Annotated in this window: 24 protein-coding genes and 1 riboswitch; of the genes, 17 read left to right on the top strand and 7 right to left on the bottom strand. The window is 33.5% G+C overall.

The genetic code is table 11. The features are described 5' to 3' along the window. Positions 1–21 precede the first annotated feature (21 nt). A riboswitch (cobalamin riboswitch) is annotated at positions 22–209 on the bottom strand. 351 nt (positions 210–560) lie between these two features. After that, positions 561–1118 carry a PadR family transcriptional regulator gene (locus RTP99_RS09120; RefSeq protein WP_000062077.1) on the bottom strand — a complete coding sequence of 186 codons (558 nt, stop codon included), beginning with the start codon at positions 1116–1118 and terminating at the stop codon, positions 561–563. A gap of 81 nt (positions 1119–1199) precedes the next feature. Continuing rightward, positions 1200–2741 (bottom strand): MDR family MFS transporter, encoded by a 1542-nt coding sequence (locus RTP99_RS09115; RefSeq protein ID WP_000445752.1) that lies wholly within the window; start codon positions 2739–2741, stop codon positions 1200–1202. Between the two features lie 425 nt (positions 2742–3166). Here RTP99_RS09115 and RTP99_RS09110 point away from each other — a divergent pair, with 425 nt between their 5' ends. Continuing rightward, a complete protein-coding gene (locus RTP99_RS09110) occupies positions 3167–3667 on the top strand; it encodes a hypothetical protein (protein ID WP_000708167.1) in 501 nt (166 codons plus the stop codon). Here the strand turns inward: RTP99_RS09110 and RTP99_RS27840 are convergent. Continuing rightward, complete coding sequence (locus tag RTP99_RS27840; protein ID WP_041184695.1) at positions 3607–3840, bottom strand: hypothetical protein; 234 nt, start codon at positions 3838–3840, stop codon at positions 3607–3609. The genes RTP99_RS09110 and RTP99_RS27840 overlap by 61 nt on opposite strands. A gap of 162 nt (positions 3841–4002) precedes the next feature. Between RTP99_RS27840 and RTP99_RS09105 the strand changes: the two genes are divergently transcribed. Both RTP99_RS09105 and RTP99_RS09100 read left to right on the top strand, forming a co-directional pair. Continuing rightward, positions 4003–4644 (top strand): diguanylate cyclase domain-containing protein, encoded by a 642-nt coding sequence (locus RTP99_RS09105; RefSeq protein WP_000680842.1) that lies wholly within the window; start codon positions 4003–4005, stop codon positions 4642–4644. Between the two features lie 631 nt (positions 4645–5275). Then, the gene (locus tag RTP99_RS09100; RefSeq protein ID WP_000922494.1) at positions 5276–5938 is read left to right on the top strand and encodes a YkyA family protein; all 663 of its coding nucleotides are present in this window, start codon (positions 5276–5278) and stop codon (positions 5936–5938) included. A gap of 31 nt (positions 5939–5969) precedes the next feature. Here the strand turns inward: RTP99_RS09100 and RTP99_RS09095 are convergent, their stop codons facing one another. Beyond that, entirely contained in the window at positions 5970–6428 is a 459-nt protein-coding gene (locus tag RTP99_RS09095) for a YkyB family protein (RefSeq protein WP_000804868.1), read from the bottom strand. A gap of 177 nt (positions 6429–6605) precedes the next feature. On the opposite strand from RTP99_RS09095, the gene ppx reads away from it, so the two are divergent. Both ppx and RTP99_RS09085 read left to right on the top strand, forming a co-directional pair. After that, complete coding sequence (gene ppx / locus RTP99_RS09090; RefSeq protein WP_000658869.1) at positions 6606–8144, top strand: exopolyphosphatase; 1539 nt, start codon at positions 6606–6608, stop codon at positions 8142–8144. Between the two features lie 107 nt (positions 8145–8251). Further along, the gene (locus RTP99_RS09085; RefSeq protein ID WP_014893533.1) at positions 8252–10360 is read left to right on the top strand and encodes a polyphosphate kinase; all 2109 of its coding nucleotides are present in this window, start codon (positions 8252–8254) and stop codon (positions 10358–10360) included. A gap of 159 nt (positions 10361–10519) precedes the next feature. Here RTP99_RS09085 and RTP99_RS09080 read toward each other — a convergent pair whose 3' ends face one another. Next, a complete protein-coding gene (locus RTP99_RS09080; RefSeq protein ID WP_000283744.1) occupies positions 10520–10756 on the bottom strand; it encodes a hypothetical protein in 237 nt (78 codons plus the stop codon). A gap of 97 nt (positions 10757–10853) precedes the next feature. Next, entirely contained in the window at positions 10854–11711 is an 858-nt protein-coding gene (locus RTP99_RS09075) for a metallophosphoesterase (protein WP_000724516.1), read from the bottom strand. Between the two features lie 242 nt (positions 11712–11953). Between RTP99_RS09075 and fadH the strand changes: the two genes are divergently transcribed. The 3 genes from fadH to RTP99_RS09060 all read left to right on the top strand — a co-directional run bounded on the left by fadH (position 11954) and on the right by RTP99_RS09060 (position 14832). After that, positions 11954–12718, top strand: a complete 765-nt coding sequence (gene fadH, locus RTP99_RS09070; RefSeq protein ID WP_000660918.1) for a 2,4-dienoyl-CoA reductase — start codon at positions 11954–11956, stop codon at positions 12716–12718. A gap of 225 nt (positions 12719–12943) precedes the next feature. Further along, positions 12944–14161: an EAL domain-containing protein gene (locus tag RTP99_RS09065; RefSeq protein ID WP_000564304.1), complete on the top strand. Its 1218-nt coding sequence runs from the start codon at positions 12944–12946 to the stop codon at positions 14159–14161. Between the two features lie 182 nt (positions 14162–14343). Beyond that, positions 14344–14832, top strand: a complete 489-nt coding sequence (locus RTP99_RS09060; RefSeq protein ID WP_001233820.1) for a DUF3993 domain-containing protein — start codon at positions 14344–14346, stop codon at positions 14830–14832. A 108-nt stretch (positions 14833–14940) separates the two neighbouring features. Here RTP99_RS09060 and RTP99_RS09055 read toward each other — a convergent pair whose 3' ends face one another. Next, a complete protein-coding gene (locus tag RTP99_RS09055) occupies positions 14941–15177 on the bottom strand; it encodes a glutaredoxin family protein (RefSeq protein WP_000717880.1) in 237 nt (78 codons plus the stop codon). A 233-nt stretch (positions 15178–15410) separates the two neighbouring features. Between RTP99_RS09055 and RTP99_RS09050 the strand changes: the two genes are divergently transcribed. The 9 genes from RTP99_RS09050 to RTP99_RS09010 all read left to right on the top strand — a co-directional run bounded on the left by RTP99_RS09050 (position 15411) and on the right by RTP99_RS09010 (position 21635). After that, positions 15411–15647 (top strand): YkuJ family protein, encoded by a 237-nt coding sequence (locus RTP99_RS09050; RefSeq protein ID WP_000055151.1) that lies wholly within the window; start codon positions 15411–15413, stop codon positions 15645–15647. 211 nt (positions 15648–15858) lie between these two features. After that, on the top strand, positions 15859–16008 hold the full coding sequence (locus RTP99_RS09045) for a hypothetical protein (protein ID WP_000440537.1): 150 nt from the start codon (positions 15859–15861) through the stop codon (positions 16006–16008). A 74-nt stretch (positions 16009–16082) separates the two neighbouring features. Beyond that, positions 16083–16601 carry a ribonuclease H-like YkuK family protein gene (locus RTP99_RS09040; RefSeq protein WP_000896650.1) on the top strand — a complete coding sequence of 173 codons (519 nt, stop codon included), beginning with the start codon at positions 16083–16085 and terminating at the stop codon, positions 16599–16601. A gap of 107 nt (positions 16602–16708) precedes the next feature. Further along, positions 16709–16900 carry an antirepressor AbbA gene (abbA, locus tag RTP99_RS09035; protein ID WP_000817794.1) on the top strand — a complete coding sequence of 64 codons (192 nt, stop codon included), beginning with the start codon at positions 16709–16711 and terminating at the stop codon, positions 16898–16900. A 170-nt stretch (positions 16901–17070) separates the two neighbouring features. Next, positions 17071–17514 carry a cyclic-di-AMP-binding protein CbpB gene (gene cbpB / locus RTP99_RS09030; RefSeq protein WP_000623567.1) on the top strand — a complete coding sequence of 148 codons (444 nt, stop codon included), beginning with the start codon at positions 17071–17073 and terminating at the stop codon, positions 17512–17514. Between the two features lie 142 nt (positions 17515–17656). Next, positions 17657–18541 carry a transcriptional regulator CcpC gene (locus RTP99_RS09025; RefSeq protein WP_001984809.1) on the top strand — a complete coding sequence of 295 codons (885 nt, stop codon included), beginning with the start codon at positions 17657–17659 and terminating at the stop codon, positions 18539–18541. Between the two features lie 71 nt (positions 18542–18612). After that, a complete protein-coding gene (gene dapD, locus RTP99_RS09020) occupies positions 18613–19335 on the top strand; it encodes a 2,3,4,5-tetrahydropyridine-2,6-dicarboxylate N-acetyltransferase (RefSeq protein WP_000783248.1) in 723 nt (240 codons plus the stop codon). A gap of 61 nt (positions 19336–19396) precedes the next feature. Beyond that, positions 19397–20527, top strand: coding sequence for an N-acetyldiaminopimelate deacetylase (locus tag RTP99_RS09015; protein ID WP_000261645.1), 1131 nt, complete (start codon positions 19397–19399; stop codon positions 20525–20527). Positions 20528–20768: 241 nt separating this feature from the next. Next, the gene (locus tag RTP99_RS09010; protein WP_001167328.1) at positions 20769–21635 is read left to right on the top strand and encodes a hypothetical protein; all 867 of its coding nucleotides are present in this window, start codon (positions 20769–20771) and stop codon (positions 21633–21635) included. The last annotated feature ends 47 nt before the right edge of the window (positions 21636–21682 follow it).

Below are 21682 nucleotides of genomic sequence, written 5' to 3'. Positions count from 1 at the left end.
TCATCATCATCCGTGAATCTATCAGTGTTGTTAAAACAGGCAGGTCTCCTGACTTATGCTTCATATGATTTCTTTCGCCTTCCCGTTTTCACAGTGGCATTAAAAAGAAATCTCAGCATTTACAGTGGCGGGACCGTGTTGGAGTTTCACCAAGCTTCCCTTTTAAACACGAAACAAACTGTTCGTGTACCCATTTTCCTTTTGAAAGGAATTTAACAAGCGATATGATATTGAAACAAATTCTAACACAATTTTTGGAATTTTGTCTACTGTTTTGAAATAAGAAAATTCTAAAGTTTTGTATTTTAATTATTTGTATTTTTCTGATTTTTTAGAGTGGAGAAACATGAGGAGAATTGAAATAAAGTGCGATTAAATTTATAAAGAAATGGGTACCTATACATACATAAGATGCCAGTTATGTTATTAAATAATTGGTTTATCTTATATAGAAAATTAAACAAGCATAACCCCATCCTAAATTAGAATGGAGTTATATTTGTTTTAGAATTTGAAATAAAATAACTATATTGTCATTTTACAGTTTCTATTTTGAAAGTTTAATCCGCATCTATATCAATTTCTGAAAGTCGCCCGGCAACAGCATCTGCAAGAAGGGTGTTTAACCATTGCAATTCAACTGTAATATGTTCAATAACGCTTTGCAAAATATATAGTTGTGCGCGTGGGATTTTTCCTTTGCTACAGTCATAAATAGTTTGCATGTTATGTAAATATTGAACGGTATCATTTTTCTTTTTTTCTAAAATAGGAATTAACTCTTGATCATCACCAAAATGAGCGAAAGAGAGTGCCGAATAAATTGGTTTATATATTTGATTTTTTGCCTCGAATTGTTTTAATAGTAATGTGTGAAATAAACGTTTACCTTCGTTTGTTATATGAAAAATTGTTTTATCTGGTCTATTTGTATCTCGAACAATAGTTGTAACACGAATTGCCCCTTGTTTTTCTAATTGCTCAAAGGCATAGTAAAGTGATCCTTTTGCATATTTAATATAACAGTCCATTTGTCGTTCTTTCATTATGTGCTGCACTTCATATGGATGTTTATCCCCTTCGAGTAGCAAGCCGAGAATGACTAATTTCATGCTCATGCTGTCTCAACCCCTATATATATAAACTTTATACATATTATAAACGGCATATCCGTTTTCATAAAGGGATATGCCGTTATATTAGCTTACTTGCTTTTGTTTTTGTTTCGTTTTTGGTCCTGTAAAAAGACGCTCATTTCCCATAAGTAAAATGCAAATAATACTTAGTACAGCCGGGATCAGTGCCCAGAAGAATGTACTGGCAATAGATGTAGCTAGAGCTTCTTTAATACCAGTTAATATTTCAGCTGGTATTTTATCGGTAGCACCTGGTGATAATAAGAAACTTGTGTCTCCACCCTTTGGAGCTAATTTTGCTAGTTCAGGTGGGAAGAGAGTGTTTAGTTTATCTGTAAAAATATGATTTTGAATTGTACCGAAAATTGTTACACCAAGAGTCATACCGAGTGAACGGAAAAATGAGTTTGTTGATGTAGCAGAACCACGGTCTCTCATTTCTAATTTGTGAATCGAAGACATACTTAAAACTGAGAATGAGAAACCAACACCAAGTCCAGCGAGAACCATAAATAGTGTTACGAGTAGGCGAGGTGTATCCATTGTTAAAGTGCTTAGTAAATAAATGCCAAGAACGAAGAAAACTCCAGATGCCATCATAATGTTACGATAACTTGTTCGAGAAGCTAACTGTCCACCCGTTTGACTTCCAATTACAGAGCCAATCATCATAGGTGTTAAAATTAACCCAGCATTTGAGGCTGAACCACCGAGAACACCTTGAACGAAGATTGGGATATAAACTGTACAGATGATAAAAGCGGCACCATAGAAAAAGGCAACACCTTGGCTAGCTGCGAATAAAGGTTTTTTAAATAGATGGAAAGAAATGATAGGCTCGGTTGCTTTTCGTTCTACGAAGAAGAAAATAATAAGCATAATAACAACTGTTGTAAATAAGCCGATAATCACAGTGGAATTCCATGCGTATTCTTTACCACCAAGTTCTAAGGCGAACATTAAGCAAACGATACTAATAACAAGTGTAATAGCGCCAGCCCAATCAATTTTTTGTTTTCTAAATTCTAGAGATTCACTATAATATTTCGTAATGAAGAAGAAGGAAATAAGTCCTAATGGAATATTAATATAGAAGACCCAGTGCCAACTTATATAGTCTGTAATATAAGCACCTAATAAAGGGCCGAATACACTAGATGTTCCGAAAACAGCACCGAATAGCCCTGTCATTTTTCCGCGCTTTTCTGGTGGGAATATGTCGTACATAATAGTGAAGGCGATAGGCATAAGAGCGCCGCCACCAATTCCTTGAATTGCTCTATAAATACTTAATTGCTCAATACTAGATGCTGTTCCACAAAGTGCAGAACCGAACAAGAAAAGAATAAGGCCACCAATATAAAAGCGTTTCCGTCCATACATATCAGAAAGTTTTCCGAAGATAGGCATCCCTGCCATTGTTGCTACCATATATGCAGACGTGACCCAAACGAACTTGTCAAATCCTCCTAGGTCTCCAACGATTGTTGCCATTGCTGTTGCAACGATTGTATTATCCATTGCAGCCATTAAAATACCAAGTAGTAAACCCGCAACAACAAATTTTGTCTTGCTGGAGTCTTTTTTTGATAATTGAGATTCCAAAGATAACCCTCCTTTAATAATAAGTAAACTATATTAAGTTTTGAGTGCAGCGCATAAAAATTATAAATATATTTTTTAAAATCAATTTACACAAGTGCACTGACAAAGCCATAAAGAATATTATAGTCAAATTTGACTAAAAGGCAAACTTTTTCTTCCGTCAAAATATTCTGTTGTATGGACAGCGAAAGAGTGAGTAATACTTAGTATTGGTAAAAAGTCAATGAAGGAAATTGTAAAAAAATATTTCAGTAAGAATACCTGCTGTTAACAGATGAAAAATGGTTTTTTCTTTACTTTGTCGAATAGGATAAAAGGAAGAGTAATAACTATATATCGTTTGTAACGAGCTTTATTAATATTGTGTAGAGAGGCAGAATAAGGTCGTATGGATATGATGCATCTGAAATGGGGTGAATATTATTATGAAAATATGGAAACGAATTCCGGATCAAGGAAGGCGTTCAATACCGCTACAACCGGTATTATGGATTGATGGCTCAAAAAAGGAAAACGAATGTCCTAACGTAGCAGTTACATTACAAATCCGTAGTATGTATAAAGAAAAATTTTCATATGAACTGACCTGTGATGTAAACGACATACTTATTATTCGAATTGAAGTTGAAAATAAAGGAATGAAAATGATTTCACGAGTTGTAGTAAGTCATATGATTCGAGATTATTTTGCATATATTCCAAATTCATTAAAGGCTGATAAGGGAATGAGCGAGTTTCTGTTCCAGCTTGTAAGGTGGAGAATCGATAATTTATTACCAAATGAGAAGGTAGAATTAATTTGTAAAATAAAAGCAAATAAAGATAAAGAACTCAAAAACACACTATTTCAGGCTACATATACATTTCAATATAACGGAGTATCATATGGTCCGCTGCAAACAAATGAAGTTGTTGTACGGCAATGATAAAAAGGAACCTGTATGAAAGGTTCCTTTTTTGTTCGATCCATATTTACAATAGCGTCAATTTGATTATATGTAATGAAGTTTACTCCGAAAGAATTAAATAGTAATTTTAGCGACAACAGAAACCCCGATAGTAAACGTATAATATCTGATAGATTTTTCTTTTGTAGCATGTAGGTCACCATATTTCTAAAATGATGTATGGTATATATGAAATAGAATAGAAATGGTAGACAAGCTTAAGCGGAAATGTACACTCAATATGTACATTTTTTATTTTGTAGAAAAACATAATTGTTATAGAAACATATATTGGTATAGAAGGGAGGCGAAGTATGAAACATAAAGGGAAAATTAGTGGATTATTACTTGGGAATACAGTGGCAGTTACAGAATGGATTGCGCTTCAGGATGTAATTACAAAACTGGATTCGCGATCATTTTATACCGTCTTTATTATTTATATATTGCAAATGATACTCAGCTATTATTTTGGACATTGGTATGATAAAAGAGCGAGTGGGCGTATGGATACGGAAGTAGGAGGAATGGCAAGTAATGATTTTGTAGTTGATTTTTTTGAGAAAGTAGCTGCTTTATCAGAACGAGATTCTCATAATATTACAGTGTACATTCTTTCTGTGAAAGAATGGAAAGGACTAAAAGAAACAGTGCAAGAAAAAAAATTGGAGGTGTTAGTACAAAAGTTGGAGAGTACGATTGTAAAGACAATTCGTAAAGGCGATGTCGTTACGAAGTGGGATGAAAATAAGTATGTTATTGTGGCGATCGATAACGGACATGAAAAATCGACAATAACAAACCGATTAATGAAAAATATTGAAAGTGAAATAGAAAATGGCTTGTTAAGTATGACTCTATTATTTGGGGCTGCTAGTTATCCAATAGAAGGAAAAACGTTTGAAGAATTGTTAAGAAAGGCACAAAATCAATTGTACCAGCATAGAAATTCGTAAAAAAATAAGTAAAACTTTGATGTAAAGAAATATGATATGAAGAAGTTTTGAATGTAACATTTTTTTGACTTTTATTACAAAAAGGACTTTTTTTGTAATAAAAGTCTTTAAAAATATATGAAATAGGCATATAATTATGATGGATGTGTCAATGCATTTTGCACAATGTGTTTCACTTTAAAAAGTGTAGAGGAAAGCATACTCTACACTTTTCCTTTTTAGGGAATAGTTGCAAGATAGCATTTATACTGTGTAAAATGAACAAAGAGATTATTTGATAGAAAGCGGGAAAGGGAATGATAGAATGATAGACGTGAGAGAACAACGAACATCTTTTATCAGGTGAATGATTACTGTTGTTCTTCAAATTAGTATGGTTGTGATGAATTCCGTTGTACTTTTATGTAATACATAGTATGAATAGGTTTTAAAAAGTGCCAAGTAAAAGATGGATATGAAACTGCTATTTAGTTCAAAAATGGAAAATGTAATTTCAAGTAATACAATTTGTACAAGCATTATAAACAATATGAATGATTTTCGTGAAAAAGGTGCGAGTGTGGAGTTTATAGAAGGTTATATAATTTCATAGTTTTTTACACGATGATCGTATATAAGTAGGAGGAAAAAGATGTTGAAATATAGTAAATTAGCAATTGTAACTGCATTATCAATGACTTTACTAGCGGGGTGTTTCGGGCCGAAACCAGAAGAGGAATTATATGTTGCATTTGAAAATGCTGCAAAGCAAGAAAAAACAATGTTTGAAGATGCAAAAAAACTTGAAACTTTAGAGAAAGAGGGACAAGAATTATATAACCAGATTGTTCAAGAAGGAAAAGATAATAATCAAACTGTTAAGGAAAAACTAAACCAAGCAGTGAAAAATACAGATGAACGAGAAAAAGTGCTTAAAAAAGAAAAAGAATCTTTAAATAAGGCACAAGAAGAAGTGAAATCGGTAGATAAATATGTGAAGAAAATTGAAGATAAGAAATTGAAAGATCAAGCAGATAAAGTGAAAAGCACATATGAGAAACGACATGATTCATTTAACAAAATGTATGACAGCTATAATAAATCGTTAAAACAAGAAAAAGAATTATATACAATGCTACAAGATAAAGGTACAAAATTAAAAGATATTAGTGAAAAAGTAAAAGTAGTAAATCAGTCTTATAAAGATATTGAATCAGAAAAAGACAAGTTTAATGAATTTACGAAATCTTATAATACAGAAAAAATAGCTTTTTATAAACAAGCAAATATTAAAATTAAAGAAGAGAAAAAATAAAACAGTTTGGCCTACAATTGGCCAAACTGTTTTATTTTTTTGTATAGGTACGACTATACCATGGGACAGGTTCACTTAATTTTTTTTCTTGTTTTAGCGCTTCAGGACCAATATAATCTTGAAGTGTTTTTTTTGCTACTGTTAAAGATAAGGTTGTTTTCGGATTTCGATAGGAGGATTCAAGATGACCGAGATGTGGTAGGATTCGAAAATCTTCTTTTGTAGGAGGAATATGGAAAAAGTAATCACCTAAACGTATAAGAACATCAGATTGTTGTTGGCTAAAACGTGGATTTCTAGAGAAATGTAATCCTTCTTTAATAGCTTTTTTTTCAGTAATTAAGCGTTCTAAAGCTGTCTTTTTTAACCAGTATAAATACTTCGGATTAGTTGCAGCTTTAGCATGACGATTCACAACGAAAATAGATTGAGCTAGTCGATTAATAGAATGTTGGTTTTGTAATTGAGATTGTGGTTGTGAAGGTTTCATATTAAATCTCCTTTCAATTTTTCATTATTATACCATAAGTAAAAGTGATTTTTATTATATGCAAAAAGTGATTGTATATATTTTCAATATTAAAGCAATATTGTTACAAAAAACAACTATTTTGTATAATAGTAATAGAATGTGTTTTAGAAATTTGATAATGAAAGAGTGAGAAGTTTGAAAGAAATATTAAAACAGCAATATGCCATTATAGATATTGGATCTAATACAATGCGTTTAGTTATTTATGAAAAGCAAAACGGAGGTTTTTATAAAGAGATTGAAAATACGAAAGTGGTTGCAAGGTTAAGGAATTACTTAGTCGATGGTGTGTTGATTGAAGAAGGAATAGAGGTATTGTTACAAACATTATTTCAATTTCAAGAAAGTACACGATTCCATCAGTTGCGCCATGTACTTTGTGTTGCAACAGCAACAATTAGGCAGGCTGAGAATCAAGAGGAAATTAAAAAACTTGTTGAAGGACAAACAGACTTTACTCTTAGAGTATTATCAGAATATGAAGAAGCACGTTACGGCTATTTAGCGGTTATGAATTCAACTTCGTTCTCGGAAGGGATTACAGTAGATATTGGTGGAGGAAGTACGGAAGTTACATACTTTCGAAATAGAGAGATTTTAGAGTATCATAGCTTTCCTTTTGGGGCACTTTCTTTAAAGCAACAATTTATTAAAGAGGATATACCTACTGAAGAAGAGTTGGACAAGCTTCAAACGTACCTAGAATATCAATTTCGAACATTACCATGGTTAATTGATAAGAAATTACCCCTTATTGCAATTGGTGGTAGTGCGAGGAACTTAGTGAAAATTCATCAAAATTTAATTTGTTATCCTATAGCAGGAGTACATTTATACAAGATGAAAGAAGAAGATATTAAAAATGTGAAAGAAGAATTGGAAGGCTTGTCGTTCATAGAACTTCAAAAATTGGAAGGATTGGCAAAAGATCGAGCGGATACAATTGTTCCCGCAGTCGAAGTATTTCATACGCTTGTTAATGTTATAGAGGCGCCAGCATTTGTATTAAGTAGAAAAGGATTAAGAGAAGGTGTTTTCTATGAAGAGTTGACAAAAGATTTGGGGATTTCATATTATCCGAACGTAGTCGAAGAAAGTTTGTATTTATTATCACATGAATATGAAATGGACATGGAATTTGTAATGCAGCTTATTAAACATGGAAGATTAATTTGTCAACAGCTTGAAGAAACAGGGCTGATTTCTATGTCAGTAAAGGACTGGGAAGTGTTCCATCAAGCAGCGAAAGTATTTAATATAGGCAAATATATAGACGAAGAAGCGAGCCGCTTACATACGTTTTATTTATTAGCAAATAAAACAATTGATGGTATGATGCATAAAGAGCGAGTTAGATTAGCGCTGATTGCGTCTTATAAATCAAAAATGTTATTCAAACAACATCTGTCTCCGTTTGAAGGATGGTTTGATAAAAACGAACAAAAAAAAATCCGCCTATTAGGGGCTGTTTTACAATTTTCAGCAGCTCTAAATATAAGACAAAGATCGCTTGTTGAATCGATATCTATAACAGAAAGTAAAGAAGGATTAACATTTAAAATTGTATGTGAGCAATCGGCATTAGCGGAAAAAGTGCAAGCTGAAAAGCAAAAAAAGCAGCTGGAAAGAGTATTGAAAACGAATATTAACTTATTCTTCGAATCAAAACACTAAGTTGTACGGATGTCTTTACAAAAAATTAACACTTTGGAATATTGTAATTTGTTAAAATGAAAGTAACTAAATTATAGTAAAAAAGTTTCAAGGGAAGTGTGAAGAGGATGGAAATGTTGAAGGGGAATATAGTCAATTTAAATGATACAGCTTATTACAACAATAGAGAACTAAGTTGGTTAGCATTTAATGAACGTGTACTACAAGAAGCACAGGATGAGATGAATCCGCTTTTAGAAAGATTAAAGTTTATTAGCATTTTTAGCTCCAATTTAGATGAATTCTTTATGGTACGTGTAGCAGGATTGAAGGATCAAGTGAGCGCTGGGTTTAACCAACCAGAAAATAAGGCTGGCTTAACACCAAAAAAGCAATTAAATAAAATTGCGATAAAGGCCCATGAATTAATGACTGTACAATATGATACGTTTAAAAATTATGTGTTGCCAGCGTTGGAGTTAGAGGGGATTGAGCGTTTAACATTCCATGATTTGACGAAAGAACAAAGAGAATTTATAGAAGAGTATTTTGATGAGCAAATTTTCCCAGTCTTAACACCTGTAGCTATCGATGCGTATCGTCCATTTCCTATGTTATTAAATAAAAGTTTGAATTTAGCTACTCTTTTATATGATGAGAAACAAGTGGAGGAAGAAAACCGCACGAAGTTAGGAATTGTACAAGTTCCTTCATTACTTGAACGTTTCATATTTTTACCGAGTGAAGGGCAAAAGCATAAATTTATTTTATTAGAAGATGTAATTAGTGGTTTTACTCATAAATTATTCACTGGATATAAAGTATCATCTGTTACTCGTTTCCGTATTACACGCAATGCGGATTTAACGATTCATGAAGAAGGTGCGAGAGATTTATTAAAAGTAATTGAAAAAGAATTAAAAAAGCGTAAGTGGGGAGCTGCTGTACGTTTAGAAGTTGGCAAAGAACACATTGATGAAAGAGTATTAGCGTTATTATATGAAGTGTTGGAAGTAAAAGATGAAGATGTGTATATAATGGATGGACCGTTAGATTTAACATGTCTATTTTCTTTATATAAAAAACTAGCGCCTTTATATGAACATTTAGTATATCCGGCTCTTATTCCGCAACGACCTCAAGATTTAGGGGATGCGGAAGATGTATTTGAAAAAGCAATTGAGCATGATATTTTATTACATCATCCGTTTGAATCGTTTCAGCCAGTAGTTGATTTTGTTCGTGATGCAGCAGACGACCCGAATGTACTTGCGATCAAACAAACATTATATCGAGTAAGTGGTGATTCTCCAATTATTCAGGCGCTAAAGGTAGCGGCTGAAAAAGGGAAACAAGTGACGGTATTAGTTGAGTTAAAGGCAAGGTTTGATGAAGAAAATAATGTGCATTGGGCTAAAGAATTAGAACAGGCGGGTTGTCATGTGATTTACGGTGTAAGTCATTTGAAAACACATAGTAAAATTACGCTAGTTGTAAGAAGAAAAAACGGAAAAATTGAAAGGTTCGTACATCTTGGAACCGGAAATTACAATGATGCAACCGCAAAGCTATATACTGATTTTGGCTATATTACATCACGAAAAGACTTTGGGGTCGATGCAACAAATTTCTTTAATTATTTGAGTGGTTATACAACAAAGCCGCATTTTCATCATTTATCGGTTGCACCATTTGATATAAGAGAGCAATTTATCGATTTAATAGATGAAGAAATTCGTTATCATAGGCAATATGGAAATGGATATATCATTGCTAAAATGAATTCATTAACTGATAAACCACTTATTAAAAAAATGTATGAAGCATCACAAGCTGGAGTAAAGGTAGAGCTCATCGTTCGAGGAACATGCTGCCTACGACCTGGTATTCCAAATGTAAGTGAAAATATTCGGGTAGTTAGTGTTGTCGGGAGATATTTAGAACATAGCCGTATTTATTATTTCCATCATAATGGAGAAGAGAAAATATATTTATCTTCAGCTGACTGGATGACAAGAAATATGGAGAAACGTGTAGAAATATCTTTCCCGATATTAGATATTGAAATGAAGGCACGAATTAAGGCGATTTTACAGCTTACTTTAGCTGATAATGTGAAAACACGTGAACAAAATAAAGACGGTGAATATTATTATGTTATTAATAATGGGGCAGAAGAGATTGATAGCCAAGTGAAGTTATTTAAGATGGCGTATCAAAACACAGATGCTGAATAATGAGAACAAAGTAAAAAACCTCTTTTTTAAGAGGTTTTTTACTTTGTTCTCTACTTATTATAAAGGATGCGTAGAGAGAATACTTTTTATTATAAGCATGTTAATGGATTATGAATTGGTTAAGAAAGGAAATAACATTAGTAGAATTGTTGCGGTACATTAATAATAGAATGGTTGTTGACAAGGTCCGCCATAACAAGGATAAGGTGTCGGCGGTGGGAAAGGTGGTGGATATGGTGGGTAATACGGTCTAGGACCGAAAGCTAATGCTCCGCCAAGCAGTCCACCAGCAATACCAGCTAGAAATGGGACGCCAAAAAACGGAAAGAAGCGTGAGTCGCCTACTGGACCAATAGGTGCTGAACGGACTGGGATTGGTTGATAATATGGATACATGAACAAACCTCCTTTATTGGACTCACTGTTATCATATGGTAAATGAAACATGGATGAGCGCGTACAAGAAAGGATATGTAAGAAAATAGGCGAATGATTACGAATGTTGGAGTGTAAAAATTGTTATCTCAGGTTTTGCCATAAATCGGAATGGGACACGTGTTCTGCCAAGGCCGCGATTGACATAGAGAGCTAAATCTTGGATCGTATAGAAACCTTCTACATAATTTTTAGCAAGTGCTGGGGTAATAATAGCGCCTAAAAAAGGGATTTGTACTTGTCCGCCATGGCTATGACCAGAAAGTTGTAAGTTAACCGGATATGTAGCAATTTGCGGTGCAATATCTGGTTCGTGAACAAGAACAATGTTATAAATGTTTTTCCGAGCGCGCTGTAGCGTCTCCTTTATTTTTGGTTTGCCTAATAGTATATCATCAAGACCGAAAATTGAAATTTCACTATTATCCAGTAGACGGATTCTCTTTTCACTGTTTAGTAACAGTTCAAATCCAGATTCACGCATGATGTGTTCGTAGTATTCCGTTCCATATCCGCCGTGATCATGGTTACCATAAATAGAAAATTTACCGAAGGGTGCTTGTATATTTTTTAAAATAGATGCAACGAAAGGAGTGTCAGTATATGTTTGATAATTATCAATGAGATCACCAGTAAAGAGAACAATGTCGGGTTTTACAGCATTAATTTTAGAAACGATTTGAGATAAATGTTGGAGAGAGAAATAGTATCCGAGATGTAAATCACTAAATTGAAGAATCTTCATACCGTGAAAGCTTTTTGGTATGAGTTGTGATTTCAATGTATGTTCTGTAAAAGAGAGCAGATGAGGCTCAATATATTTAGCGTAATAGTATCCGATACTAGTCGTTATAAATGAATATAGGCAAGTACGCATTCCAGTTTTTAAAAAATCTCTTCTCGTAATTTTCTTCATAAAAATATGAGTATACCTATTTGTCTTATATTACATGTGTTCGTTACATTTACAGGTTACTCAAATCTCCTTTCGTTTTTTTTAATATATTTTAAATCATGTAAAAGTAGTATAGATACCGAAAAAGTGAATAAAAAGAAATCTCTTTACGTTAAAATATCAGAAAAGTTTAAAAATATAAAGATTTCTATTAAATAAAATGATAAAATGAATGTGTATTCATTTTTTGGAGGGGGATATATATGAAAGAAAAAGTAGTTATTGTAACAGGTGGATCGAGCGGAATGGGAAAAGGAATGGCGACTCGCTTTGCAAAAGAAGGGGCACGAGTTGTTATTACAGGACGTACAAAGGAAAAACTAGAGGAAACAAAATTGGAAATTGAACAATTTCCAGGACAAATATTACCGGTACAAATGGATGTAAGAAATACGGATGATATTCAGAAAATGATTGAACAGATTGATGAGAAGTTTGGACGAATTGATATTTTAATCAATAATGCAGCTGGAAACTTTATTTGTCCAGCAGAAGATTTATCTGTGAACGGCTGGAATTCGGTTATTAATATTGTGTTAAACGGTACATTTTACTGTAGCCAGGCTGTCGGAAAATATTGGATTGAAAAAGGTATAAAAGGAAATATCATTAACATGGTAGCAACATATGCGTGGGATGCAGGTCCGGGAGTTATTCATTCGGCTGCAGCGAAGGCTGGAGTATTAGCAATGACGAAGACACTCGCTGTTGAGTGGGGACGTAAATATGGAATCCGAGTTAACGCTATTGCGCCAGGACCAATTGAACGTACGGGCGGTGCTGATAAATTATGGATTTCAGAAGAAATGGCTAAGCGTACGATACAAAGTGTTCCGCTTGGAAGACTGGGTACGCCAGAAGAAATTGCAGGTCTAGCTTATTATTTATGTTCAGATGAAGCTGCGTACATAAATGGAACTTGTATGACAATGGATGGAGGACAACATTTACATCAATATCCATTTTAAAAGGGATAAGGAAAATGTGACGGAATTGTGACATATGAAAGAAAAGTGTTTACAAGAGGTCATATATACGTTATATTTAAGACCTCTTTTTTCTTCATAGTAGAATTGCTAATTCCCCTTAGCATTTTACCCCTCTAATCCCTTCAGGAAAACTGAAGGGATTTTTTATTATTTTTCCGTAAATATCATGTTATAATTTTTGAAAAGTAAAGGGAGGGAAGCACGTTGATAGATGCATTAGATGTAATGAGTAACTTGGATAAAGTCCTTCCTTATTATCAAGCAATTTTTAGTGCTGATGAACATACTGTAATTGGATATGAAGTAGTAGGGCGTATTCAAACAGAAGAGGGCATACAAAGTTTAGCTTCTTTCTTTCATGATGACTCTATTCCAAGTGAGTTTCAACTAGAAGCGGATAACATTATAGTAGAAAAAGCTTTAAATCGTTATTTAGAAAGTGATCAAAAACTATTATTATTTATACATCGGAATGCTAACGTATTGATGAACGATGATGATGAAAGTTTGCTTCAACTTTTATTGATGTATGAAAAACAAGGTTTAAATTTGAAAAACATTGTTTTAGAAATTACAGAACATGAATGTAAAGAAGATATAGAGCAATTTAATCATTTGCTTATGTATTATCGTACATATGGTATTCAAATTTCGATTAATAAAGTCGGAACAGGTACAAGTAATTTAGAACGTATTAGCGTGTTAGCACCTGATATTTTAAAAGTAGATTTAACAAATTTAAGGCAAACTGCACTTTTACAATCTTATCAAGATATTTTATATTCTTTATCATTACTTGCTAGAAGAATTGGTGCGACATTGTTATATGAAGAAATAGATGCTTTTTATCAATTACAATATGCATGGAAAAACGGTGGTAGGTACTATCAAGGGAATTATTTGAAAGAATGCTTACCTGATTTTATTGAAACGAACGTTTTGAAAGAACGACTTGGTAATGAGTGTCATCAATTTATTCAACATGAGAAGAAAAAACTACAAAAGATTTATAATTTAACAGAAATGTTACGTGATCGAATTGGCGATGTTTTAGCCAAACAGAAAAAGAATGAAGATATAAATGATTGGTTATTACAATTTAGCCAAAGTGTATCACAATGTAGTTTTCGTATATTTATTTGTAACGAAGATGGTTTCCAACAATCAGGAAACGTTATGAAAAAAGATGGGGAATGGATTGTGATGCCTGAGTATTACATGAAGAACTGGAGTTGGCGCCCGTATTTTCTAGAGAATATTATGAAAATGCGTTTTGAGAATAAGGCAAGACTTTCAGATTTATATGCTGATATTGAAACCGGTGAGATGGTACGAACATTTTCTTTCCCGATTGATGATGAAAACTTTTTATTTATAGATTTATCGTATGAATATTTATATGAAGAAGATGTTTTATTTTAATGCACGAAGAGATTCGTGCATTTTTTGTTTGTTTTTATCATAAATTGGTAATAGTGAAAATGGTGCCGAAAATGCTGTCTATCGTTGTAAAGATTTTACGAACGAAACCAGCCCTTTCTTTGCATAATCATTGTTACAATGAATACTACAAAGACAAGTTTTCTAAAAAGGAAGGTGAAAAAATGAGGAAATATGGAATATGGTTAGTTCTATTTGTATGTGTTGCCTTTCTAGTTGGTTATAGTGTTACAACTGTTTTAGGAAAAGAGGAAGTGAAAGTCGATCGGAAAGAAGTGTTTGTAACGATACAAAAAGGCTATGAAAGCCAATTTTCAATTCGTGGGAAGCGTTTGCCGATGAATAAGATGATAGAAACGTTATCACCATATTTTACAGAGAATTTCCTTCAAGTATTTACAGATGAAAATAGTAGAAGTGATAAACAAAGTGGTGAATATTTACTTCCAGCAAAAGAAGCGCCATTTTCTTTTAATTCAGAAACGAAAATGTCATATGATGAAGAGCATAAAATTTTATATGTTTATGAGCGGGCGAAAAGTGGACAATATCAAATTGTAACATTGCAAAGAGATCAAGGGAAATGGAAATTGGCCGGATATCATGAAAGCCAAGAACTTTTAACTGAAATAAAAAGGTTACAACAATTATAAAGTGAAACTTTAATCAGGGCATATCCTGTTTAATATGAACTTGCCACAATCAGATGCATACTTCCAAAATATAGCGGGATAAAAATAGGAATAGGTCTTTACCTATTCCTATTCTATATTAAGAAGTTGTTGTAATTTTTCAATTTGAAAACCAGCAACAACTTCTCCATCAATTACAACCGTCGGAGTTGAATAAGAATCATAGTCATATAAAAGACGATTGCGAGCAGCGGCGTCTTTTTTTACGTCAAATTCTTCGTATACAACGTTATTATGCTTTAAAAATTCTTTCACAATAACACATGGCGGACAATCAGGTTGTGTGTAAACCTCAATTTTTTTCATTGCAATTCCTCCTTTTTACTGTTTTTTATTATATTCTTCCAGTATAAAAATCGCAATAAAGAAGGGAAAAGATGTTCTTTCTGTTTTTTCCTTCGTATTTCGACAAATTTTTAGTTGAGTTTCTGGCCAATAACCTTTATCCTAGAGTGTGGAACATTTTTTCTGTTATGACGGATAGAATGAGTATAGCTGTAAAACCTATTGGTAGGAAGATCAGAGAAAGGAGAGATTTCATGTCTCTACTCCAAGGAATTTTAACTCGACTTGTTAGTCTACAAGAACAAGCTGAAAGCGGTGAAGTAGCACAACGCTATTTTGAAGTGAACGGTGAGCGCAAATGTAGCGTGAAATTTTTCGATAAAAGTGAAATGTATGAGTTAGAAGTGTATCAACAAGGTGAAAAACCTCAAGTGTATCAATTCGATAATATCGACATGGTTGCAATTGAGATTTACGATATCATTTCTTGATACATATAAAAAAGGTGTTGCCATAGGGCAACACCTTTTTTAGTTCTATTACTTTTAGTATATATGTATAAGGATTTTTCATTTTTCCTACAATGGTAATAAAGTGAAAGTGTAATTAGTAGGGTTTCTTCGTCCTATACAGCTTATTATCCATCACCAATTGAGGACGGATAGTAAATAGCGGGATGAAAATAGTGAGGAGGTGTGTTATATGGAACGTTTACCAGTTGTGATTTGTCCTAATTGTCACAATTCTGCTGAGATTATTCATGTACTAACGGCTCAATCGAATCAAAACGTAATTTATACGTGCCAAGTTTGCCATTATGTAATTCGGAATATTGAAACGAATAAAGGGTAGGGAGTTATAATTTTTGTTTTTGTCCCATACAATGAGAATACGAAAAGTCTGTCTAATTGAAAGGACGTGACTATGTGGCCGGTGAACATAAATTTTATAATGTTTCAGAGAGACATTTAAATTTTGATATGGTCTTTACCCGTATTTGTAATTTCATTGAAAAGGATCCGCGAAATTTATATCGTTTATCCATTGGGACAGACTCACAAGCACATCAAAAGGATACGAGGTTTATTACGGCAATTCATATTCATCGCGTTGGAAAAGGAGCCTGGGGGTGTTTACACCATCAATCAGTAAAAGATAAGCCAGCAACTTTACGTGAGAAAATATATTTAGAGACGCAGTTTAGTCAAGAAATTGCATGCCTATTTACTCCAAATCATATACAAACAATATGGGATTTATTGCATCCATATGCTCAAGATGGTGCTGGTTTTATAATGGAGATTCACTTAGATATCGGAAATGATGGTTTAACAAAAGAATTTATTCTAGATATGACAGCGAAAATTCAAGCGATGGGATTAACTGCAAAAATTAAGCCAGATGCTTATGCGGCGTTTAGTTATGCAAATCGATATACGAAATAAAAACAATTTATATATTTCTTTCACTAAAAACTGAATATTACATCTATTAAATAGGCTGAAAATTTTATATAATAATGGTAACGATGCGAGTATAAGGAGAGGGGTATATGAAAAGGGAATTTGTTTTAACGGAAGAAGAGGAAAGTTTGTTACTAGATATTTTATTTCAGCAAAATTATGCGAGTGAAATTTTAGCTGTGGAACTTACAGATATCGAGAATGGTTTAAAAAAGACAGACGTGATGCAATATAAAAAAATCACAAGGTTATTTTACAGATTAAAAAATAAAGGGTATTAAGCGCTACCGGAATGGTAGTCTTTTTTTTGTGTTATATGCTAAAATAGCTGTGTAATTTTGTTTTTTACTGAAAGAATGTAAGGACAAAATAATAATGTGAAAACGCTGTCATAAAATGTGAATAGAGCCGGTAATTATAAGCAGGAAAAAGGGAAAATGGGGGATGTAATATGATTAGTATTCCAAAAGACGAGTTTCAACAAATTTTTGTAAAAGATTTAATGATTTCATCAGAAAAAGTAGCACACGTCCAAATAGGGAATGGTTTAGAGCATGCTTTACTCGTACTTGTGAAATCTGGATATTCGGCGATACCTGTTTTGGACCCGATGTACAAATTGCATGGGTTAATTAGTACTGCTATGATTTTAGACGGTATGTTAGGGCTAGAACGCATTGAGTTTGAAAGACTTGACGAAATGAAAGTAGAGCAAGTAATGAAGAAAGATATTCCGGTTCTTAAGTTAGAAGATTCATTTGCAAAAGCATTAGAAATGACTATTAATCATCCATTTATTTGCGCTGTCAATGAAGATGGGTATTTTGAGGGGATTTTAACACGTCGAGCGATTTTAAAATTGTTGAATAAAAAAGTAAGGCAACATAATCGATAATGTGAGAAAAGTGACTTCATAGAACCGAAGAAGTCACTTTTTTTTCGTGCATATCAGTTGTGTATGTATTATATTTAAAAAGATAAAAAATATAAGCGTATGTAGTTAAATTAAGGATGAAAAGCTTATTGAGATAAGGTGTATGGAAGCTAAGGAAAGAGGGAGAAAGTTGCAAATTGATGATTTTCAAATGATGGTTGTGTTAGCACAGGAATCAAATATGAGAAAAGCGGCGGAACGTTTATTTGTTTCACAACCTGCGCTTAGTCAACGATTACAATCTATGGAGAAACAATGGGGAATGAAGTTTTTTATTCGCTCGCAAAAAGGATTGACAATTACACCTGAAGGGGAAAAAGTCGCAAATTACGCAAAAGAAATGCTACAAAGGGAAGAGGATATTAAAAGTGAGCTAGCTGTTTTTAGAACAGAAACTCATGGGACGTTAAAAATAGCTGTCGCATCAGTTATTGGTCAATATTGGCTTCCTCCTGTTTTGAAGAAGTTTGTACATAAATATCCTTCTGTGAAAATATCGCTGTTTACTGGCTGGAGTAGTGAAGTGCAAAAGCAATTTTATGAAGGAGACGTTCATGTTGCTATATTGAGAGGAACACAAGAATATAAAGGCCAGAAGCAACAATTATTTGAAGATGAACTTTATTTAGTGGATAAAGAAATAAAAGATATTTCGATGTTAAAAGAAACAAATAGACCATTTATTCAATTTAAAAGTGATTCGACTTATTATGGACAAATACAAAATTGGTGGTATGGTTTATTTTCTAATCCACCTAAGAGAACAATTGTCGTTGATCAAATTGAGACTTGCAAACAACTCGTTTTAAATGGTATAGGTTATGCTCTTTTACCTTCTACTGTTTTAAAAGAAGTACAGGAAAATATGTATAAAACACCTGTCCAATTAACGAGAGAAACATGGTTATTGACGAGTGAATCAGCTAGACAATTGAAGCAAGTACAAGCATTTTTAGAAATTATAGAAGAAATTCAAATGGAAAAATAGGATTATTATCTTGCTACTCGCCCTATCGTTTGGTAGAGTAACATTATAAATGGATTTAGGAGGCAACAAGAATGAAAATGATGGACGCTAACGAAATTATTTCGTTTATTCAAAAAAGTGAAAAGAAAACTCCTGTAAAGGTATACATAAAAGGGGATTTAAAAGAAGTAACATTCCCTGAAACGGTACAAGCATTTGTAAATAAAAAGTCTGGTGTATTATTTGGAGAATGGTCTGAAATTAAGACAATTCTAGATGAAAATAGTAAGTACATTGTTGATTACGTTGTTGAAAATGACCGTCGTAATTCTGCAATTCCAATGCTTGATTTAAAAGGTATTAAAGCTCGTATTGAGCCAGGTGCGATTATTCGTGACCACGTTGAAATCGGCGACAACGCTGTTATTATGATGAATGCAACAATTAATATCGGTGCTGTAATTGGTGAAGGGTCTATGATCGACATGAACGCGGTACTTGGTGGACGTGCAACTGTTGGTAAGAACTGTCACGTAGGTGCAGGCGCAGTACTTGCAGGTGTTATTGAGCCACCTTCAGCAAAACCAGTTATCGTTGAAGACGATGTTGTTATTGGTGCTAACGTAGTTGTGTTAGAGGGAGTTACAGTAGGTAAAGGTGCAGTTGTAGCAGCAGGAGCTGTTGTAACAGAAGATGTACCTCCATATACAGTTGTAGCAGGTACTCCAGCACGTGTAATTAAAGAGATTGATGAGAAGACAAAAGCAAAAACTGAAATTAAACAAGAGCTTCGTCAATTAAACCCAGAGAAATAAAAACAAAAAAGCGTAAGAGCATAAACAGGCTCTTACGCTTTTTATAGATAGAGGTGCAAAAATGGTAGTAAGCAAATTCGTTCAAATTCGTAGAGACTTACACAAAATACCGGAAATTGGATTTAAAGAGTGGAAAACACAACAGTATATTTTAGATTACATAGGAACGCTTTCGAATGAACATGTGGAAGTGAAAGTATGGAGAACAGGTGTCATTGTTAAAGTAAAGGGAAGAAATCCAGAAAAAGTTATAGGTTATCGCGCAGATATAGACGGTTTACCAATTACAGAGGAAACTGGATATGAGTTCGCTTCTGTTCATGAAGGAATGATGCATGCATGTGGACATGACTTACATACGACAATCGGTTTAGGCCTCCTAACAGCAGCTGTAACAGAAAGAATAGATGATGACCTTGTATTTCTATTCCAACCAGCTGAAGAAGGGCCTGGAGGGGCTCTTCCTATGTTAGAGAGTGAAGAGTTAAAAGAATGGAAGCCGAATATTATTCTCGGCCTTCATATTGCACCTGAATACCCTGTAGGAACAATTGCTACAAAAGAGGGGCTATTATTTGCAAATACATCAGAGTTATATGTTGATTTAAAGGGGAAAGGTGGACATGCAGCTTATCCTCATACTGCAAATGATATGATTGTCGCAGCTAGTCACCTTGTTACACAGCTTCAGTCTGTTATTAGTCGTAATGTAAACCCACTTGATAGTGCAGTAATTACAATCGGAAAAATAACAGGCGGTACAGTTCAAAATATCATAGCAGAAAAGTCTCGGTTAGAAGGAACGATTCGAACGTTATCAGTGGAATCAATGAGTCGTGTTAAAAGTAGGATTGAGGCAATTGTTGCAGGTATAGAAGCTTCCTTCCAATGTGAAGCGGTTATTGACTACGGAGCGATGTATCACCAAGTATATAACCATGAAGCATTAACGAGAGAGTTTATGCAATTTGTAAGTGAACAAACTGATATGAAAGTAATTACATGTACTGAGGCAATGACAGGTGAAGATTTTGGTTATATGCTTCAAGAGATTCCTGGATTTATGTTTTGGCTTGGAGTAAATTCAGAATATGGTTTACATCATGCAAAATTAAAGCCAGATGAAGAGGCTATTGAGAAAGCTATTGTATTTTTAGATCAATATGTAAAGTGGAAGGGAACTAGAAAGTAAATTTGCTCGCCAACTTGGTGGGTATTCGTTAGTTCCAAGGTGAAAACATCTTTTATATCTGTTTTGGATACACATCGGCATACAAATGGATAAAATAATGAGCAGTGGTTTTGAGCCGCTGCTCATTATTCATTATCACTTATTGAGAAGATGATTAGTTAACTAGCTTATATATGTTTACAATTCGTGTGGAGAGTGTGTAAAATCAAGGTGAAACGTAGAAAAAAGGGTGGGGAATTACGTGCAGATTAGCAGTGCGATTTTATGTTTTGTTTTATATACATATGTTATTATTGCGGCGGTTTATTTTGGGATAAGTTTTTATGCCTACCGTTTAGCGAATAATCATGAATATGAAGAGACATACAACTGGGTGAAAAGGTATTTATCACCTGTACTAGAAATTATGAATGGGTTTGTTCTTTTTTTATTTATTGGATTAATTGCTTTTTCAACGAGCTTAGTAGGAAATAAGACTACATTATTTGTACTAGGTATCATTATTTTTATGCTATTAGGAATTCGTATTGGTAATACGGTATTTTGGAATGAGAGAAAAGTAGATGGTTGGACGGGAATGCTAATACCGTGTATGCTAGCTGCTATCGTGACGAATATAGAACATGAATATTATCAGTTGCATTTTTGGCTCATAATTGTTTTAACAATTCTCTCTGTGTTGTATATAAGTACTGTCGTGCTAACATACATTGCAAATGAAAAGGGAGATGTAAAAGGTACGCATTTCTTTAGAGGGCGTGCATTGTTATGGAGTGTGCCAACGATGGCGGTTATAGCAATTATTGCGATATTAGTAAATGGGTATCAATTTACGAATTGGCAACTGTTTTTAGAAAATTGGTGGATTTTCATTCTTTCGTTTATCGCTTTTTTAGGTGCAACGCATTATTTATTCCATCAACACCATTACATATTGGCATTGCTATTCGCATTCACACAACTATTATTTGCTTTCTTCGGACAAGAAACGTTATTATTCGTTTTTGAAACGTTTAGTTCATTTGGAAACATATTTGTATTTGGTATGTTAATTTTCAGTATCGCATTTTATTTACAACAGTATTTTTATATGCAAAAACAAAAATAAAGAATGATATACAGGTTTTTGTAGCAAATCTAAAGTATGTTACAATA

This window comes from Bacillus sp. (in: firmicutes), assembly GCF_031983925.1.
GTDB lineage: Bacteria > Bacillota > Bacilli > Bacillales > Bacillaceae_G > Bacillus_A > Bacillus_A pacificus.
The sequence above is the reverse complement of the archived record's forward strand: the minus strand, read 5'-3'. Positions and strand labels throughout refer to the sequence as shown.

Excerpts from the sequence above, each read along its gene's own strand:
- RTP99_RS09080 (WP_000283744.1), bottom strand. The coding sequence starts at position 10,756 with ATGTATCCATATTATCAACCAATCCCAGTCCGTTCAGCACCTATTGGT.
- RTP99_RS09050 (WP_000055151.1), top strand. The coding sequence starts at position 15,411 with ATGTCTCTACTCCAAGGAATTTTAACTCGACTTGTTAGTCTACAAGAA.
- cbpB (WP_000623567.1), top strand. The coding sequence starts at position 17,071 with ATGATTAGTATTCCAAAAGACGAGTTTCAACAAATTTTTGTAAAAGAT.
- RTP99_RS09025 (WP_001984809.1), top strand. The coding sequence starts at position 17,657 with ATGGAAGCTAAGGAAAGAGGGAGAAAGTTGCAAATTGATGATTTTCAA.
- RTP99_RS09105 (WP_000680842.1), top strand. The coding sequence starts at position 4,003 with ATGAAACATAAAGGGAAAATTAGTGGATTATTACTTGGGAATACAGTG.
- RTP99_RS09085 (WP_014893533.1), top strand. The coding sequence starts at position 8,252 with ATGGAAATGTTGAAGGGGAATATAGTCAATTTAAATGATACAGCTTAT.
- RTP99_RS09100 (WP_000922494.1), top strand. The coding sequence starts at position 5,276 with ATGTTGAAATATAGTAAATTAGCAATTGTAACTGCATTATCAATGACT.
- dapD (WP_000783248.1), top strand. The coding sequence starts at position 18,613 with ATGAAAATGATGGACGCTAACGAAATTATTTCGTTTATTCAAAAAAGT.
- RTP99_RS09060 (WP_001233820.1), top strand. The coding sequence starts at position 14,344 with ATGAGGAAATATGGAATATGGTTAGTTCTATTTGTATGTGTTGCCTTT.
- RTP99_RS09045 (WP_000440537.1), top strand. The coding sequence starts at position 15,859 with ATGGAACGTTTACCAGTTGTGATTTGTCCTAATTGTCACAATTCTGCT.
- RTP99_RS09075 (WP_000724516.1), bottom strand. The coding sequence starts at position 11,711 with ATGAAGAAAATTACGAGAAGAGATTTTTTAAAAACTGGAATGCGTACT.
- abbA (WP_000817794.1), top strand. The coding sequence starts at position 16,709 with ATGAAAAGGGAATTTGTTTTAACGGAAGAAGAGGAAAGTTTGTTACTA.
- RTP99_RS09015 (WP_000261645.1), top strand. The coding sequence starts at position 19,397 with ATGGTAGTAAGCAAATTCGTTCAAATTCGTAGAGACTTACACAAAATA.
- RTP99_RS09110 (WP_000708167.1), top strand. The coding sequence starts at position 3,167 with ATGAAAATATGGAAACGAATTCCGGATCAAGGAAGGCGTTCAATACCG.
- fadH (WP_000660918.1), top strand. The coding sequence starts at position 11,954 with ATGAAAGAAAAAGTAGTTATTGTAACAGGTGGATCGAGCGGAATGGGA.
- RTP99_RS09120 (WP_000062077.1), bottom strand. The coding sequence starts at position 1,118 with ATGAGCATGAAATTAGTCATTCTCGGCTTGCTACTCGAAGGGGATAAA.
- RTP99_RS27840 (WP_041184695.1), bottom strand. The coding sequence starts at position 3,840 with ATGCTACAAAAGAAAAATCTATCAGATATTATACGTTTACTATCGGGG.
- RTP99_RS09095 (WP_000804868.1), bottom strand. The coding sequence starts at position 6,428 with ATGAAACCTTCACAACCACAATCTCAATTACAAAACCAACATTCTATT.
- RTP99_RS09055 (WP_000717880.1), bottom strand. The coding sequence starts at position 15,177 with ATGAAAAAAATTGAGGTTTACACACAACCTGATTGTCCGCCATGTGTT.